Source organism: Streptomyces jeddahensis, assembly GCF_001642995.1.
GTDB lineage: Bacteria > Actinomycetota > Actinomycetes > Streptomycetales > Streptomycetaceae > Streptomyces > Streptomyces jeddahensis.
This window is the reverse complement of record NZ_LOHS01000044.1, coordinates 1-16,500: the sequence shown is the minus strand read 5'-3', so window position 1 is coordinate 16,500 and position 16,500 is coordinate 1. Positions and strand designations below refer to the sequence as shown.

At 69.5% G+C, this 16,500-nt stretch carries 9 protein-coding genes; 6 read left to right on the top strand and 3 right to left on the bottom strand.

Annotation, left to right across the window (positions count from 1 at the left end):
- Positions 1-65: 65 nt before the first annotated feature.
- From STSP_RS06055 to STSP_RS06040, 4 genes are all read left to right on the top strand, one after another.
- A complete protein-coding gene (locus tag STSP_RS06055) occupies positions 66-1,325 on the top strand; it encodes an ABC transporter substrate-binding protein (protein ID WP_067273077.1) in 1,260 nt (419 codons plus the stop codon).
- 31 nt (positions 1,326-1,356) lie between these two features.
- Complete coding sequence (locus STSP_RS06050; protein ID WP_067273075.1) at positions 1,357-4,197, top strand: ABC transporter permease subunit; 2,841 nt, start codon at positions 1,357-1,359, stop codon at positions 4,195-4,197.
- On the top strand, positions 4,194-4,970 hold the full coding sequence (locus tag STSP_RS06045) for an ABC transporter ATP-binding protein (RefSeq protein WP_067273074.1): 777 nt from the start codon (positions 4,194-4,196) through the stop codon (positions 4,968-4,970). Before STSP_RS06050 ends, STSP_RS06045 begins: the two co-directional genes overlap by 4 nt.
- A 293-nt stretch (positions 4,971-5,263) precedes the next feature.
- Positions 5,264-6,100, top strand: coding sequence for an aldo/keto reductase (locus STSP_RS06040; RefSeq protein ID WP_067273071.1), 837 nt, complete (start codon positions 5,264-5,266; stop codon positions 6,098-6,100).
- 89 nt (positions 6,101-6,189) lie between these two features.
- On the opposite strand, the gene STSP_RS06035 is transcribed toward STSP_RS06040, so the two are convergent.
- The 3 genes from STSP_RS06035 to STSP_RS06025 all read right to left on the bottom strand — a co-directional run bounded on the left by STSP_RS06035 (position 6,190) and on the right by STSP_RS06025 (position 10,203).
- Positions 6,190-6,720, bottom strand: coding sequence for a PLAT/LH2 domain-containing protein (locus tag STSP_RS06035; RefSeq protein WP_067273068.1), 531 nt, complete (start codon positions 6,718-6,720; stop codon positions 6,190-6,192).
- Positions 6,721-6,963: 243 nt separating this feature from the next.
- Positions 6,964-8,685 (bottom strand): glycoside hydrolase family 6 protein, encoded by a 1,722-nt coding sequence (locus STSP_RS06030; protein ID WP_067273066.1) that lies wholly within the window; start codon positions 8,683-8,685, stop codon positions 6,964-6,966.
- A gap of 12 nt (positions 8,686-8,697) precedes the next feature.
- Entirely contained in the window at positions 8,698-10,203 is a 1,506-nt protein-coding gene (locus STSP_RS06025) for a cellulase family glycosylhydrolase (protein WP_078066923.1), read from the bottom strand.
- 268 nt (positions 10,204-10,471) lie between these two features.
- Between STSP_RS06025 and STSP_RS06020 the strand changes: the two genes are divergently transcribed.
- The gene (locus STSP_RS06020; RefSeq protein ID WP_067273063.1) at positions 10,472-13,387 is read left to right on the top strand and encodes a glycoside hydrolase family 48 protein; all 2,916 of its coding nucleotides are present in this window, start codon (positions 10,472-10,474) and stop codon (positions 13,385-13,387) included.
- A 101-nt stretch (positions 13,388-13,488) separates the two neighbouring features.
- Complete coding sequence (locus tag STSP_RS06015; RefSeq protein WP_067273060.1) at positions 13,489-16,173, top strand: cellulose binding domain-containing protein; 2,685 nt, start codon at positions 13,489-13,491, stop codon at positions 16,171-16,173.
- Positions 16,174-16,500 lie beyond the last annotated feature (327 nt).

Genomic DNA, 16,500 nt, shown 5'->3' with positions numbered 1-16,500 from the left:
AGTTATTGACGAGTCGTCAGGTCGCACACAGAATTTCGGTCACTCTGACGAGGAGGGGATCCGACGTGTTGCGACCCACCCGCACCCTCGCCGCAGCGGCCGCCGCGCTGCTGCTCGCCACCGCCTGCAACTCCGCCGCCACCAGCGGTTCCGGATCCGGGGACGGCAAGGCCGGTTCCGTACGCGGAGTGACGGACGACTCCATCAAGGTGGGCGGGATCGTCTCCATGACGACCGCCAGCGGTTACAGCAAGAAGGACACCGACCTGGGCGCGAAGGCCCGCTTCGACCGCGCCAACGCGGAGGGCGGTGTGGGCGGCAGGAAGATCGAGTACCTGGGCGCGGAGGACGACGGGCAGGATCCCGCCAAGAACCTGGCGGCGGCACGCAAACTCGTCCAGCAGGACAAGGTGTTCGCGGTCGTCCCGATGAGCTCAATCACTTTCTCGGGCGCCGACTTCCTGCAGAAGCAGAAGGTTCCCACCTTCGGCTGGGGCACGCTCCCGTCGTTCTGCGGACCCACCTACATCTACGGCTTCGGCGGCTGCATGGTGCCCTCGCCCGGCGGCACGATCTCCCAGACCTGGCCCGAGGGCCTGAAGGACGTGATCGGCGGCTCCGAGGGCAAGACCGTCGCGATCCTCGCCACCGACAACGACGCGGGCACCTTCGCCATCCGCACCTACAAGCAGAGCTTCACATCGGCCGGCTACAAGGTGACGTACGCGAAGCCGGTGGTTCCCGCGACGTCGGTGCCGAGCGACTGGTCCGCGTACACGAAGGAGATCCTGCACAGCGACGGCGGCAAGGCACCCGACGTCGTCGTCTCGGTGATGCAGACGCCGTACAACATCGGGCTGTTCACGGCGATCAAGCGCACCGGGTACAAGGGCGTGCTCACCGACCCGACGGACTACGACCCCGGGCTGCTGGCGAAGAATGCGACCCGGAAGGCGCTGGACGGGGTGCACGTGCTGCTGTCCTTCCAGCCGTTCGAGCAGGACACCGCGGAGATGCGGCAGTTCAAGGAGGACATCCGGAAGGCCGCCGGTAAGGACGTGCCGCTCAACATGCACATGGTGACCGGCTATATGTCCGCCGACCTTTTCCTCGCGATCGCCGAGAAGGCGGGCAAGGACCTGACCGTCGCGTCCTTCCAGGAGGCGGCGAACGGGTTCTCCGACACCGGCACGCTCGTAGGCGACCGTGCCGAGCCCAGGGGGCGGACGGAGTCCTTCGGGTGCGGGGCGCTGGTGCAGCTCAAGGACGGCAGGTACGTGGTGTCGTCGCCGTTCGAGTGCTACGAGCCGATCCCCTTCAAGTAACCATCGACGTCAGGGACCTGAGGGGTACGCCATGTCGGATCTGCTGGGGTTCGTACTGAGCGGACTGGTCTCGGGCGCGCTGTACGCGCTGCTCGCCACGGGCCTGGTCCTGTCGTACTCGGCGTCGGGCCTGTTCAACTTCGCGCACGGTGCCACCGCATACCTCTGTGCGCTCGCCTTCTACGAGCTGCACTCCGGCTTCGGCTGGCCCGCCGTGCCGACGGCGCTGCTGCTGGTGTGCGTCGTGGCGCCCGCTCTGGGCTGGGGTCTCGACCGGCTGATGTTCCGGAAGCTGGCGCGGGTCGGCGAGACGGCGCAGATCGTGGCGACGATCGGTCTGCTCGTCGCGCTGCCCGCGCTGGGGTTGTGGGTGGTGGAGCTGCTGGAGGACGCGGGCGCGCCGGTCAAGCCCGCGGAGAACCAGTTCGGGCTGCCGGGCGTGGGGCCGAGCCCGGCCGTGTCGTGGCAGCTCGTGGACGGGGTCGGGGTCGACTCCGACCAGCTGATCACCTGGGTGTGCACGGCCGTCGTGGCGGTGGGGCTGTGGGTGCTGATGCGCCACACACCGCTGGGGCTGAAGCTGCGGGCCGCGGTCGACAACCGCACCCTCGTGGAGCTGCGCGGAATGAGCGCCGACCGGTTGTCGTCGGTGGCGTGGATGCTGTCGTCGGCGCTGGCGGGCCTCGCCGGTGTGCTCGCCACTCCGCTCCTCGGCCTGTCGGCGCACGACTTCACGCTGTTCCTGTTCGTCTCCGCGACGGCGGCGGTGCTCGGCCGGTTCGCGTCGATCCCGCTGGCCTTCGCGGGCGGCCTCGGGCTCGGTGTGCTGCAGAATCTCGTGGCGGGGTATGCGTCGTTCGCCGACAGCATCACCGGATTCCGTACCGCGGTGCCGTTCCTGATCCTCTTCGCCGGGCTGCTGCTCCTGACGCGGCGGCAGCGGACGGCGGGCACGGCCGCCTCCGACGCGCCGCCGGTCGACTACCTCACCGGACGGTCCTGGACGCGGCGCTGGGGGCCGTGGACGGTGGCCGCCGTCCTGCTCGCGGTCGCCTTCTACACCGTCACGACGCCCTTCTGGAGCGGCATCCTCGCCCAAGGGCTCGCGATCTCGCTCGTCTTCATCTCGTTCACGGTGGTGACGGGGCTCGGCGCGATGGTGTCGCTGGCGCAGGCGACGTTCGTGACGGGCGCGGCGCTGGTGGCGGGGCTGCTGATGAGCCACGGATGGCCCTTCGCCGCGGCCGCGCTGGCCGGCACCTGCGCCGCCGCGGTGCTCGGCGCGCTGGTGGCCCTTCCGGCGCTCAGGCTCGGCGGCCGCTCCCTCGCCCTGGCGACGCTGGCGCTCGCGTTCCTGGCCGACCAGGTGCTGTTCCAGATGGGGTGGTTGAGGAACGGCGACACCGGCTGGGAGATCCCCCGGCCGGTGTTCGGACCGGTGGACCTCAACGACGACCGGGCCATGGGCGTCGCGATGCTCGTGCTGGTCACGGCGGCGGTGGCGGGCCTGAGCGCGCTGCGCGGCTCGCCGTCCGGCCGCGCCATGCTGGCGGTGCGCTCGGCACCCGCGGCCGCCATGGCCTCCGGCGTCTCCGTGGTCCGTACGAAACTGCTGCTCTTCACGCTGTCCGCGGGGCTCGCGGGCTTCGGCGGCGTAATGTATGCGTCGTACAACACCCGTATCACCGCGACCGACTTCACGGCGATGACCGGGTTGATCTGGCTCGCGGTGGTGGTCGCGGCGGGTGTGCGCAGGCCGCAGTTCGCGGTGGTCGCGGGCCTCGTCTTCGCCCTCGTCCCGCACCTCGTGTCGGACTACGTGACGGAGTCCGTGCACCTGCCCGTGATCCTCTTCGGGCTGGCGGGCCTGGCCCTGGCGAACGATCCGGACGGGTACTGCGCGGCGGTGCCCGTGCGGTTGCATCGGCGGCGGGCGGCGGTTTCCGCCGGCCCGCCCCTTCCCGGCAGCATCGATATGCGGCTCCGCCGCGGGGGGGCTCCGCCCCAGACCCCGGATCGCCCTTCGGGCTCGTCCTCAAGCGCCGGACAGGCTGGAACGGCTCTCGAACTCCGCGCCGTCCACGCCGGGTACGACGGTGCCGCCGTGCTGCACGGCGTCGATCTCGCCGTACACCCCGGTGAGATCCTCGCGCTGCTCGGGTCCAACGGCGCCGGCAAGTCCACCACCTGCAAGGTCGCCGCGGGGTTGCTCGCGCCGGGGGCGGGTGCGGTGTACGTCGGCGGGCGCGATGCCACGCGCGACGGTGCCGTACGGCGTTCCCGGGCCGGGGTCGTGCTGGCGCCCGAGGGGCGCGGCATCTTCCCGGGGCTCACCATCGAGGAGAACCTCGCCCTGCGGCTGCCCGGCAAGGGCGAACGGGACGCCGTGTACGAACGGTTCCCAAGTCTCGCGGCGCGACGACGCGTCGCGGCGGGCTCGCTGTCGGGCGGGGAGCAGCAGATGCTGGCCCTCGCGCCACTGCTGCTGCGCCCGCCGCAGGTGCTGATCGCGGACGAGCCGTCCCTGGGGCTGGCGCCACGCGTGGTCGACGAGGTGTTCCGGCTGCTGGCGGAGTTGCGGGAGGCGGGCACGGCGCTGTTGCTCGTCGAGGAGAAGGCGGCGGAGGTCCTCGGCGTCGCCGACACCGTCGCCTACCTGGCCCAGGGCCGGGTGTCCTGGTGCGGGCCGCGCGACCAGGTGCAGGCGGACCGGCTCACGGAGGCGTACCTCGGCATCGCGGCGCCCGGTCCGGACCGCCCGGAGCAGGCCGGGCCGGAGCAAGCAGGACCGGCCCAGTCCGGACCCGAGCAGGCCGGACCGGCGTCGCCAGGACCGCAGGCGTCACGGACGCGAGGAGTGGTGCAGCCATGAGCGACTTCGTCCTCGAGGCCTCCGGCATCGGCGTCCGGTTCGGGGGTGTCCAGGCCCTGGCGGGCGTCGATGTGCGGCTGCGCGCGGGTGAGATCTGTGGGCTCATCGGGCCCAACGGCGCGGGTAAGACGACCCTCTTCGACGTCCTGTCCGGCATCCGCCGGCCCGACGAGGGGCGGATCCTGCTCGACGGGACCGACATCACGCGCCGCTCCCCCGTGTGGCGCGCCCGGCACGGCATGCGCCGGACGTTCCAGCGGCAGCAGCTGTTCGGCCAGCTGACGGTCGCCGACAATCTGCTGGTCGCGCAGGAGTGGCGGGGCGGCGGTGGCGGGCTGGCGGCCGATCTGGTGGGGGCGCCGACCCGGCGTACACGGGAGGCGGCACGGAGGACACGTGCGGCTGAGGTGCTGAGCACCTGCGGGCTCGACGGGCTGACCGAGTCGTACGCGGGCGGCCTCCCCGTCGGCCAGGCGCGCATGGTCGAACTGGCCCGCGCGGTGGCCGATCCGCCGCGGGTGCTGCTGCTCGACGAGCCCGCGTCGGGGATGGCGGCGGACGAGCGCCGTCATCTGGCCTCGGTGATCCGCCGTCTCGCGGACGACGAAGGCTGCGCGGTCCTCCTCGTCGAGCACAACGTCGCCTTCGTGATGGAGCTGTGCGCCCGGGTCGTCGTCCTCGACCTGGGCTCCGTGCTGGCGGAGGGCGGCGCCGCGGACGTCAGGGCGGATCCCGCCGTACGCGACGCGTATCTCGGCACGTCGGCACAGTGACCTGACACCGCCGACGCTCGAGGCCGCACCGCCGGCCTGGCGCCGCACCGCCGGCCTGGCGCCGCACCGCCGGCCTGGCGCCACAGCGCGGGCCAGCCGACTGTCAGGACCCGGTCAATGGTGCGGACCGGGCCGATATGCTCGGATCCGAATCCGCCGATTCTCGCGGCTCCCCAACGGCCACGGGGCCACCGGAACGACCGACCGCACAACCGGACGTGAACCAGGAATGCACCGCCACCCGTGATCGTTGACGATGGACGTACCACCCGACGACAAAGGATCGAGAGCTCGTGAGCAGCAAGGTCCCCCCGATCATCCTCAACAACGGCATCGAGATGCCGCAGCTGGGTTTCGGCGTCTGGCAGGTGCCGGACGACGAGGCCGAGCGGGCCGTCGCCACGGCGCTGGAGACCGGGTACCGCAGCATCGACACCGCCGCGATCTACGGCAACGAGGAGGGCACGGGCAAGGCGATCGCCGCCTCCGGCATTCCCCGCAAGGACCTCTTCGTCACCACCAAGCTCTGGAACAGCGAGCAGGGTTACGACGCGACGCTGCGCGCCTTCGACGTCTCCCTCGGGAAGCTCGGGCTCGACTATGTCGACCTGTACCTGATCCACTGGCCGCTGCCCGCCCGGGACCAGTACATCGACACGTACAAGGCCTTCGAGAAGCTCCTGGCAGACGGCCGCGTCAAGTCGATCGGCACGTCCAACTTCCTGCCCGAGCACCTGGAGCGGCTGATCGACGCGACGTCCGTGATCCCGGCCGTCAACCAGATCGAGCTGCACCCGCACCTGCAGCAGCGGGCGGCCCGTGAGTACCACGCGAAGCAGGGCATCCGGACCGAGGCCTGGTCGCCGCTGGGCCAGGGCAAGGGCCTCCTCGAGGTCCCGGCGATCGTCGCGATCGCCCAGAAGCACGGCCGCACCCCCGCGCAGATCGTGCTGCGCTGGCACATCCAGCTGGGCAACATCGTGATCCCCAAGTCCGTGACGCCGTCCCGGATCAAGGAGAACATCGAGGTCTACGACTTCGAGCTGGACGTCGAGGACCTCGCCGCGATCAGCGCCCTGAACGAGGAGCGCCGGCTGGGCCCGGACCCGGCGACGTTCGACTACGCCTGAGCCGGCGGACAGCTGAATCGGCGGACAGCGGTGTGGCCGCCCGGTTTCCCGGGCGGCCACACCGCTGTCAGGTCCGCCGGCCCTACGGATCAGCGCAGATAGGGCCAGGTCACCGTCAGGGTCGGGTAGGAGTAGATGTACACCCTGCCGTCGGGCTGGGTGTGGGCGCCCGGGGGCAGGTCGTCCCCGATCCACCTGTACCGGAACCCCCAGAACGGGAAGGATCGGTCGTTCAGCGGTCCGGGTCGCCAGCCGACGTCCCGGCCGAGGCTGACCGAGCGCAGACACCAGTCGTCCGGGCCCTCCTTGCGGAACTCGACGGAGGAGGTCAGGTCCCAGCCGTCGGGCAGCTCTGCGAGGTCGTAGACGGCCCGGCTGCCCCGCTGGAAGTCGTCGTAATTGGGCAGGTCGAGCACCTGCCAGTCCGTGGTCATGCCGTTGTGGCTGTGGAGCCGGACGGACACCTCGTCGTCGGTGCCGGCGCCGGTGACATTGCAGGTGCTGACGCTGAGATCGCCGAACAGAGCGGACTGCGCCGTGGCCGCCGAGGCCGACGGAATCGCCGGAGCGCTCAGGGCCCCGAGCGTCGCGATCACCGCCGCAGCCGTACGGATCTTCATGAGACTCGACTCCTCACACCGGGAACGGATCGGATGCGAGGCCGAGCATCAGGTCCCGCCAAGCGGCGGACGTGACGGCGCGGCCCGGGGATCGGCTGCTCGGTCCCGTGAATTCAGCCGGACGGTGGTCGGCGGAGCCTGGGTGGAGTACGCCTCCGGGGCCCGGAGGTGGGAGGCGTCCACCGGGCCCCGGAGGTGGTCCGCCGGTGCCGGCCGTGCGGGCCGGCACCGGCGGACCTGGCGTCACAGCGCCGGGTACGCGTTCTTCATGAGCTCCTGGAACTGGGCGGAGAACCAGTGCCCGGAGATCGGCGCGTCCCCGAGGGCACCGGACATGTTGTAGCCGTTACGGGCGTTCCCCTCGTACGTCGGGTCGCACATCCGGTCGAAGCCCTTGCCCTCCTCGTTGTCGATCTCCTTGCTCGCGCCGTCGGACTCGCCCGGTGGCTTCATCCACACGTAGGCGTCGATACCGGGCTCGGGCGAGGCCTGCGGGCGTTCGCCGAGGCCGGCGCCGGACTGGTTGCACCAGTTGCCTGGGTTGAGACGGCGGTCGTAGCGGCCGCCGTCGACGTAGGTGTCGACGTCGGTGGTCGCGCCCGGTCCGGTGGGCCGGTCCGCGCCGCCCCAGCCGTTGCGCGAGGTGTCGATCAGCATGCCGATGCCGGAGTTGAAGCCGATCGAGACGAGCTCCTCGCGCAGGGCCTGGGAGAAGGACAGCTCGTCCGTGTAGAGGTTCCAGTCGACCCACTTGGATTCGCGGACCGACTTGCCGCCCACCGTGTCGGTGATCTTGAAGTTCTCCTCCTTCAGGGCGCTGTAGTTGGCGGTGTTGGCGATGAAGCCGTGGACGTCGTCGACCGTGGCACCCTCGGCGGTGGCGGCCTTCTTGAACATCTCCGCGGACGGGGCGAAGTTGCTGTCCCAGCCGATCCACCCGTGGTGCCCGGCGTCGACGTAGTTGTAGACGTTGGGGACGTCACCGAGCTTGTTCAGGGCGTAGCCGACGCCCTTGATGTAGTTGCCGTTCGCCAGCATCGTGTCGCACTGCGGGGTCGCGGTCTCGCGGCTGCCGGTGTTCGTGACAAGGTTCGGCAGCGAGTCGATCTCGACCGTGGTGACGATGCGCAGGCCCGCGTACTTCGGATCGGCGAGGATCGCGGCGATCGGGTCGATGTAGTCCGTCTTGTACTTGTCGATCTCGTCGGCCTTGAGCTCACCGTTGGAGGCGAGCGCCGCGCAGTCGCGGCCGGGCAGGTTGTAGATGACGAGCTGGACGACCATCTCGTCGGAGCCCTTCTGCTCCAGTGCCGCGTCGAGGTGGGCGCGCAGGCCCATCTTTCCGTTGGCGCCGTTGATGGCGGCGATCCGGTCGAGCCAGACACCGGTGGGCTGGTCGGCGATCCGGTCGCCGCCCGGCTCGGCGGCGGCGTTCGCGGACCACTCCGGATTCACGTACACCTTGGCCCCGGAGTACGGGTTGTCCACGCGGTCACCCGGCTCCGTGGGCGGGTCGGTGGGCGGATCGGTGGGCTCGCCGCCGCCGTCGTCGACGTTGCAGGTGACACCGTTGAGGGTGAACGTCTCGGGCAGGGCGTTGGTGCCGCTGTAGGTGGCGTTGAAGCCGAAGCTGATCGAACCGCCGGTCGAGAGCGTCCCGTTGTAGCTCTCGTTCTTGGCGGTGGCGTCGGCACCGCTCTGGCTGAGCTGGGCGTTCCAGCCGCTGGTGATCTTCTGGTCACCGGCGAACGTCCACCCCAGGGACCAGGACGACTTGGCGGAGCCGAGGTTGGTGACCGTCACGGCGGCGGTGAAGCCGGTGTCCCACTGGTTCTGCACCTTGTAGTCGACGGTGCAGGGGACGGCGGCGGTGCCGACGTCCGAGGGTACGACGGCCATGGCGCTGCCGGCGGCCCCGGCGACCAGGGCCATTGCGGCCAGTAGTGCTGTTCTGGTGCGACTCATGATCAGGTGTCCTTATCCGTCGAGGGAGCGCAGATGGTCGCGCAGCCCTATGCCGTACGACGTCGGAGTGCCGTCGTAGTTGCTGATCAGGGACGGGCCGGAGGAGCAGTCCCAGGTGTTCCAGGTCCAGCCCAGGTAGGACAGGTCACGGTCGTCGAACCACTGCATGACGCGGTCGATGAACGAGTGCGAGCAGGTGTTCTCGCCGATCTCGCCCGCGACGAGCGGGACCTCGGCGGCGACCGGAGCGAGCGTGGAGCTCCAGCAGCTCTCGTTGGAGCAGGTGTTGAAGTTGTAGACGTGCCAGGCGGCGGCGAGATTGCCCGCCGGGTCGTTGGGCTTGTTCGTCAGCCACTGGCTGAGGTCGTTGGAGTAGGCGAGGCCGCCCGCCAGGATCAGGTTGGTGGCACCCGTGTCCCGGATGGCGTCGACCAGGTCCTGCATGCCCGCGACCTCATAGCCGATGCCGGGGCACGTGCCGCCGTCACGCCAGCAGGTCCAGGCCTGCTCGGCGGTGGAGGTGGCGCGGTCCGCGTACGGCTCGTTGAACAGGTCGAAGACGACGGCCTTGTCGTCCTTGAAGGTGTTCGCCACCGAGGCCCAGAACGACGGTGTGTACTGCATGTTGGGCATCGGCTTCTGGCAGCTGGCGTGCACGTCGGAGCAGCCGGCCGAGTTGCCGGTGTACTGGCCCCACGACCAGTGCAGTTCGACGACCGGCGTCATGCCGTGCGCCTCGACGCGCGCCACCAGCTCCTTGACGGCGTCGATGTAGTTGGCGCCCGAGTACTCAGGCTTGATGTTGTCCAGGCCCAGCCAGCACTCCTCGTTGAGGGGGATGCGGACGGTGTTGACGTTCCAGTCGGCGATCGCCTTGACGGAGGCGTCGTCGACCGGTCCGTCCCAGATGCCGTAGCCCTGGACGCACATGAACTCGCCGCCGGAGCGGTTGACGCCGAGCATGCGGCGGGTCGCGCCGTTCGCGTCGACGAGCTTGTTGCCGGAGACCTTCAGGGCCGGGGGCCCTTCCTCCGGGTCCGGCGGATCGGTCGGTGGGTCGGTCGGTGGGTCCGTCGGTTCCGTGGGATCGGGATCGGGCTCCGACTCCACGTTGCAGGTGGTGCCGTTCAGCTTGAACGTAGTGGGCGCGGTGCTGGTCCCCGACGCGGAGGCCAGGAAGCCGGCGGTGGTGCTCGCGCCCGTGCCGAGCGACCCGTTGTAGCTCTCGTTGGCCGCCGTGACGGTCGTGCCCGACTGGGACCACTTGGCGTTCCAGCCCTGCGTGACCTTCTGCCCGTCGGCGAAGTCGAAGGCGAGCTCCCAACTGCTCACCGACGGACCGTTGTTGGTGATGGTGACGGCTCCCTGGAAGCCGCTGTCCCACTGCCCCACGGTCTCGTACTCGACCGTGCAGACGGGTTCGGCCCCTGACGCCGTCACCACCGGTGCCACCGCGGTGCCCACCAGGGCCAGACCGGCCGTGACGAGCAGTGCGGATAAGCGCGGGGGATGTCGCATGAGCGACTCCTTACAGACCGTGCGCGTCCGTGTGACGGACGCGTCGACTGATGGAATCGCTCCCACTGGTGCTTACGAAGCTAGCGCCAAGTGCCGGTAAAAACCAGAGGAGTTACTTTCTCCATCCATCGAAACAGTTCGACTCTTCAAGAACCTTGACCCCTCCGGTCCCTCTGCCCAATATGGGAGCGCTCCCACTGGTCGATGAATTCAAAGCTTGTTGCTCCACCTCCACCCCCACTCTCGAGCAGCTAGGAGAAACCAGCGCATGCACCAGAAAAGGAGACGCCGCGCCGCGCGGCGGTTATGGACAGCCGTGGTGGCGGCTCTCGCCATTCCCTTGACGACGCTGACCACCGGCCAGAGCCCCGCACAGGCGGCAGCCGTGCAGTGCAGCGTCGACTACAAGACGAGCGACTGGGGCTCCGGTTTCACCGCCGAGCTGACGGTCACCAACCGGGGTTCCGAGGCGATCGACGGCTGGACCCTGACGTACGACTACACCGGTGACCAGAAGCTGACCAACGGCTGGAGCGGGATCTGGTCGCAGTCCGGCAAGACCGTCACCGTCAAGAACGAGAGCTTCAACGCGAAGATCGCCGCCGGGGCCGCCATCTCCACCGGCGCCCAGTTCACCTACAGCGGCACCAACGCGGCGCCGACGAGCTTCGCCGTCAACGGCACGACGTGCGCCGGCGCCCATCAGCCCCCGGTCACGGTGCTGACCAGCCCGGAGGCGGGCGCGATCTTCAGCCAGGGCGACACCGTGCCGATGGCCGCGACTGCTGCGGCCGCCGACGGCGCCGACATCACGAAGATCGAGTTCTACGACGACACGGAGCTGCTCGGGACCGACACCACCGAGCCGTTCACGTACGACGCGGACGGTCTGGGGGCGGGTAGCCACTCCCTGTACGCCAAGGCGTACGACAGTCTCGGTGCGTCCGCGGAGTCCACGCCTGTGGGCGTCACGGTCGCCGAAGGTCCGGCCCTCGTCGCCTCGCCCGCCCAACTAGGCATCCAGCAGGGCGAGTCGGGGTCCTTCGAGGTGAAGCTGTCGACCGAGCCGTCCTCGAACGTGACGGTGTCGGTGGAGCGCACCTCGGGCAACTCGGGCCTGTCGGTCAGCGAGGGCGCGAGCCTCACCTTCACGCCGTCGAACTGGAGCACGGCACAGAAAGTGACCATCAGCGCCGACGCGTCCGGCACGGGCGCGGCGACGTTCACGGTATCGGCTCCCGGCCACGCCGAGGCCGAGGTCACCGTGACCCAGCTGGCCGCCAGCAAGGACTACGACGCACGCTTCCTCGACCTCTACGGGAAAATCACCAACCCGGCGAACGGCTACTTCTCGCCGGAGGGCATCCCGTACCACTCGGTCGAGACGCTGATCGTCGAGGCGCCTGACCACGGCCACGAGACGACGTCGGAGGCGTACAGCTATCTGATCTGGCTGCAGGCGATGTACGGCAGGATCACCGGCGACTGGTCCAAGTTCAACGGTGCCTGGGAGACCATGGAGAAGTACATGATCCCCACGCACGCCGACCAGCCGACCACCTCGTTCTACTCCGCCTCCAAGCCGGCCACCTACGCTGCCGAGTGGGACCAGCCGTCGGAGTATCCGTCGAAGCTGGACGGTTCCGTCTCGGTCGGTTCGGACCCGATCGCGTCCGAGCTGAAGAGCGCGTACGGCACGGACGACGTCTACGGCATGCACTGGATCCAGGACGTCGACAACGTCTACGGGTTCGGTAACGCGCCGGGCAAGTGCCAGGCCGGTCCGTCCGACACAGGGCCGTCCTACATCAACACCTTCCAGCGCGGCCCGCAGGAGTCCGTGTGGGAGACCGTCACGCACCCGACCTGCGACAACTTCACCTACGGTGGCAAGAACGGTTACCTGGACCTGTTCACGGGTGACTCGTCGTACGCCAAGCAGTGGAAGTTCACCAACGCCCCCGACGCCGACGCGCGCGCCGTCCAGGCCGCGTACTGGGCCGACATGTGGGCCAAGGAGCAGGGCAAGGGCGGTGACGTCGCGGCGACCGTCGGCAAGGCCGCCAAGATGGGCGACTACCTGCGCTACGCCATGTACGACAAGTACTTCAAGAAGGTCGGCGACTGCGTGGGCCCGTCCGCCTGCCCGGCGGGCACCGGCAAGAACAGCTCGCACTACCTGCTGTCCTGGTACTACGCCTGGGGTGGCGCGACCGACACCTCGGCGGGCTGGTCCTGGCGCATCGGCTCCAGCCACGCGCACGGCGGCTACCAGAACCCGATGGCCGCCTACGCGCTGAGCTCGTACGCCCCGCTCAAGCCGAAGTCGGCGACGGGCCAGTCCGACTGGGCGACCAGCCTGGACCGGCAGCTCGAGTTCTACCAGTGGCTGCAGTCCGCGGAGGGCGCCATCGCGGGCGGCGCGACCAACAGCTGGCAGGGCCGTTACGCGACCCCGCCGGCCGGGACGCCCACCTTCTACGGCATGTACTACGACGAGAAGCCCGTCTACCACGACCCGCCGTCCAACCAGTGGTTCGGCTTCCAGGCGTGGTCGATGGAGCGGGTCGCCGAGTACTACCAGCAGACGGGTGACGCCGGCGCCAAGAAGGTCCTCGACAAGTGGGTCGACTGGGCGCTGTCGGAGACGACCGTCAACCCGGACGGTACGTACCAGGTTCCGTCCACGTTGCGGTGGTCGGGCGCCCCGGAGACCTGGAACCCGTCGAGCCCCGCCGAGAACACGGACCTCCACGTCTCCGTCGTCGACTACACCAACGACGTCGGCGTGACCGGCGCGTACGCGAGGACCCTCACGTACTACGCCGACAAGTCCGGTGACACGGAGGCCGCGTCGACGGCGAAGGCGCTGCTCGACGGCATGTGGGACCACTACCAGGACGACCTCGGCATCGCCGTCCCGGAGACCCGCGCCGACTACAACCGCTTCGACGACCCCGTGTACGTCCCGAGCGGCTGGACCGGCACCATGCCGAACGGCGACACGATCGACTCGTCGTCGACCTTCGCCTCGATCCGTTCCTTCTACGAGGACGACCCGGCCTGGTCGAAGATCGAGAGCTATCTGGAAGGCGGGGCCGTGCCCACCTTCACGTACCACCGGTTCTGGGCCCAGGCGGACATCGCCCTCGCTCTGGGCTCGTATGCGGAGCTCATCGAATAGTCCCCCGCTGCTCCGCGTACCCGCCGGGCGGGCCCCAGCTTCCCGGGGCCCGCCCGGTCGCGGTTCCTCCCCCGTCTCCCCCTTCCGGAGAGGACATCACCGTGCGAAGAACCCGCACTCTCACGGCCGCGCTCGCCCTGGCGGCCGGCCTGCTCGTGGGCAGCCCGCCCGCGGTCGCGGCCGCCGACGATCCCGTGACGATCGCGGCCGACACCTACACCTGGAAGAACGTCCGGATCGACGGGGGCGGCTTCGTCCCCGGCATCGTCTTCAACCGCACCGAGAAGGACCTCGCCTACGCCCGCACGGACATCGGCGGCGCCTACCGCTGGCAGGAGTCCACCAAGACGTGGACCCCGCTGCTCGACTCGATCGGCTGGGACGACTGGGGCCACACCGGCGTGGTGAGCCTCGCGTCCGACTCGGTCGATCCGGACAAGGTGTACGCGGCCGTCGGCACGTACACCAACGACTGGGACCCGGGCAACGGCGCCGTCCTGCGCTCGTCGGACCGGGGTGCGAGCTGGCAGAAGGCCGAACTGCCGTTCAAGCTGGGCGGCAACATGCCCGGCCGCGGCATGGGTGAGCGCCTGGCCGTCGACCCGCACGACAACAGCGTGCTGTACCTCGGCGCACCCAGCGGCAAGGGCCTGTGGCGCTCCACGGACTCCGGCGCCACCTGGTCGGAGGTCACCAGCTTCCCCAACCCCGGCAACTACGCACAGGATCCGAACGACACGAGCGGCTACGCGTCCGACAACCAGGGCATCGTCTGGGTCACCTTCGACGAGTCGACGGGATCGGGCACCTCGAAGACGCAGACGATCTACGTCGGGGTCGCCGACAAGGACAACGCGGTCTACCGGTCCACGGACGCGGGCGCCACCTGGTCCCGCGTCGCGGGCCAGCCGACCGGCTACCTCGCCCACAAGGGCGTGCTCGACGCGGAGAACGGCTACCTCTATCTCGCGTACAGCGACACGGGCGGGCCGTACGACGGCGGCAAGGGGCAGGTGTGGCGGCACGCCACGGCCACCGGTGAGTGGAAGAACATCAGCCCGGTGGCGGAGGCCGACACGTACTACGGCTTCAGCGGCCTGAGCGTCGACCGGCAGAACCCGGGCACGGTCATGGTGACGGGCTACAGCAGCTGGTGGCCGGACACGCAGATCTTCCGCTCGACGGACAGCGGCGGCACGTGGACGCGGGCGTGGGACTACACCTCGTATCCCAACCGTGAGAACCGCTACACGATGGACGTGTCGTCCTCACCGTGGCTGACCTGGGGCGCGAACCCGTCCCCGCCCGAAGAGACCCCGAAGCTGGGGTGGATGACGGAGTCCCTCGAGATCGACCCGTTCAACTCCAACCGGATGATGTACGGAACCGGCGCGACGATCTACGGCACCGAGAACCTCGGCCAGTGGGACAGCGGCGGGAAGATCACCATCAAGCCGATGGTGCAGGGCCTGGAGGAGACCGCGGTCCTCGACATCGCCTCTCCCCCGTCCGGCGCGCCGCTGCTCAGCGGGCTCGGCGACATCGGCGGCTTCCGGCACACGGACCTCACCAAGGTGCCGCCGATGATGTACACGTCGCCGAACTTCACCTCCACCACGAGCCTGGACTTCGCCGAGACGAAGCCCGACGTGGTGGCGCGGGTCGGCACCATCGACTCCGGCGCACACGTCGCCTTCTCCACGGACAACGGCGCCAACTGGTTCGCCGGACAGGACCCCTCGGGCGTGACGGGCGGCGGCACGATCGCCGCGGCGGCCGACGGCAGCCGCTTCGTGTGGAGCCCGGACGGCACGGGCGTGCAGACGACGTCCGGTTACGGCTCGTCGTGGACCGCGTCGTCGGGCATCCCGGCGGGCGCGATCGTCGAGTCCGACCGGGTCGACCCGAAGAAGTTCTACGGCTTCAAGTCCGGGAAGTTCTACGTCAGCACGGACGGGGGCGTGACCTTCACCGAGAAGGCGTCGACCGGTCTGCCGGCCGAGGGCGACGTCCGCTTCAAGGCGGTGCCGGGCGAGGAGGGCGACATCTGGCTGGCCGGCGGCTCGGCGAACGGCACGTACGGCCTGTGGCACTCGAAGGACGCGGGCGCCACGTTCACCAAGCTGTCGAGCATCGAGCAGGCCGACACCATCGGCTTCGGCAAGGCAGCACCCGACGCCTCGTACCAGACGCTCTACACCAGCGCGAAGATCGGCGGCGTGCGCGGCATCTTCCGCTCCACGGACGCGGGCGAGAGCTGGGTGCGCATCAACGACGACGCCCATCAGTGGGGCTGGACCGGTGCGGCGATCACGGGTGATCCGCGGGTCTACGGGCGCGTGTACGTGTCGACGAACGGCCGCGGCATCGTCTACGGCGACACGGCGGCCACCGGCGGCGAGACCGATCCCGGGGAGGGGGACGGGGATGGCGACGGTGATGGAGACACCGATCCGCCCGCCGAGGGCGCCTGCGCGGTGACGTACAAGATCACCAATGAATGGTCGGGCGGCTTCCAGGCGGATGTCACGCTCACCAACATCGGCGACGAGGCCTGGTCCGGCTGGTCGCTGGGCTGGTCCTTCCCGGACGGCCAGAAGGTCAGCCAGGCGTGGAACGCGTCCCACACGCAGGACGGTTCGGCGGTGACGGTGAAGGACGTGGGCTGGAACGCGAACGTGGCGCCGGGCGCATCGGTGGCGATCGGATTCACGCGCAGCTCGTCGGGGACGAACGGGAAACCGACGGCGTTCGCGGTTGGAGAGGAGGCGTGCACGGTCACCTGACGCTCATCTGAAGTCTCCCCGTACAGACGGAGTGCGCGTGCATGAGCACGCGCCCTCCGGTACGCCCTCTGCCATGACGCCGGGCCGGGTCCCACGCCCGCATCGGCGTTACCACCTACCTTTTCCATCGAGCTGCGCGAGAACGACGGCCGGTCCGAGCCGGTGGAGTTCACCACTCCACCCGCGCCCGGCGTGTGGCGTCCCACCCCACCCGCCCACCTGCCCTTCATCGACACCTGGCTCGGCAGACTGCCCCCACTGCTGCTCGACTCACCGTTCCTAGGGACTGAGCGGGAGTGAGTCCTGTTGCCAGAACACATGCTCCGC

What these genes read in the sequence shown, in the direction of transcription:
- STSP_RS06050 (WP_067273075.1), top strand. Translation starts at nt 1,357, where the DNA reads ATGTCGGATCTGCTGGGGTTCGTACTGAGCGGACTGGTCTCGGGCGCG.
- STSP_RS06045 (WP_067273074.1), top strand. Translation starts at nt 4,194, where the DNA reads ATGAGCGACTTCGTCCTCGAGGCCTCCGGCATCGGCGTCCGGTTCGGG.
- STSP_RS06035 (WP_067273068.1), bottom strand. Translation starts at nt 6,720, where the DNA reads ATGAAGATCCGTACGGCTGCGGCGGTGATCGCGACGCTCGGGGCCCTG.
- STSP_RS06030 (WP_067273066.1), bottom strand. Translation starts at nt 8,685, where the DNA reads ATGAGTCGCACCAGAACAGCACTACTGGCCGCAATGGCCCTGGTCGCC.
- STSP_RS06025 (WP_078066923.1), bottom strand. Translation starts at nt 10,203, where the DNA reads ATGCGACATCCCCCGCGCTTATCCGCACTGCTCGTCACGGCCGGTCTG.
- STSP_RS06020 (WP_067273063.1), top strand. Translation starts at nt 10,472, where the DNA reads ATGCACCAGAAAAGGAGACGCCGCGCCGCGCGGCGGTTATGGACAGCC.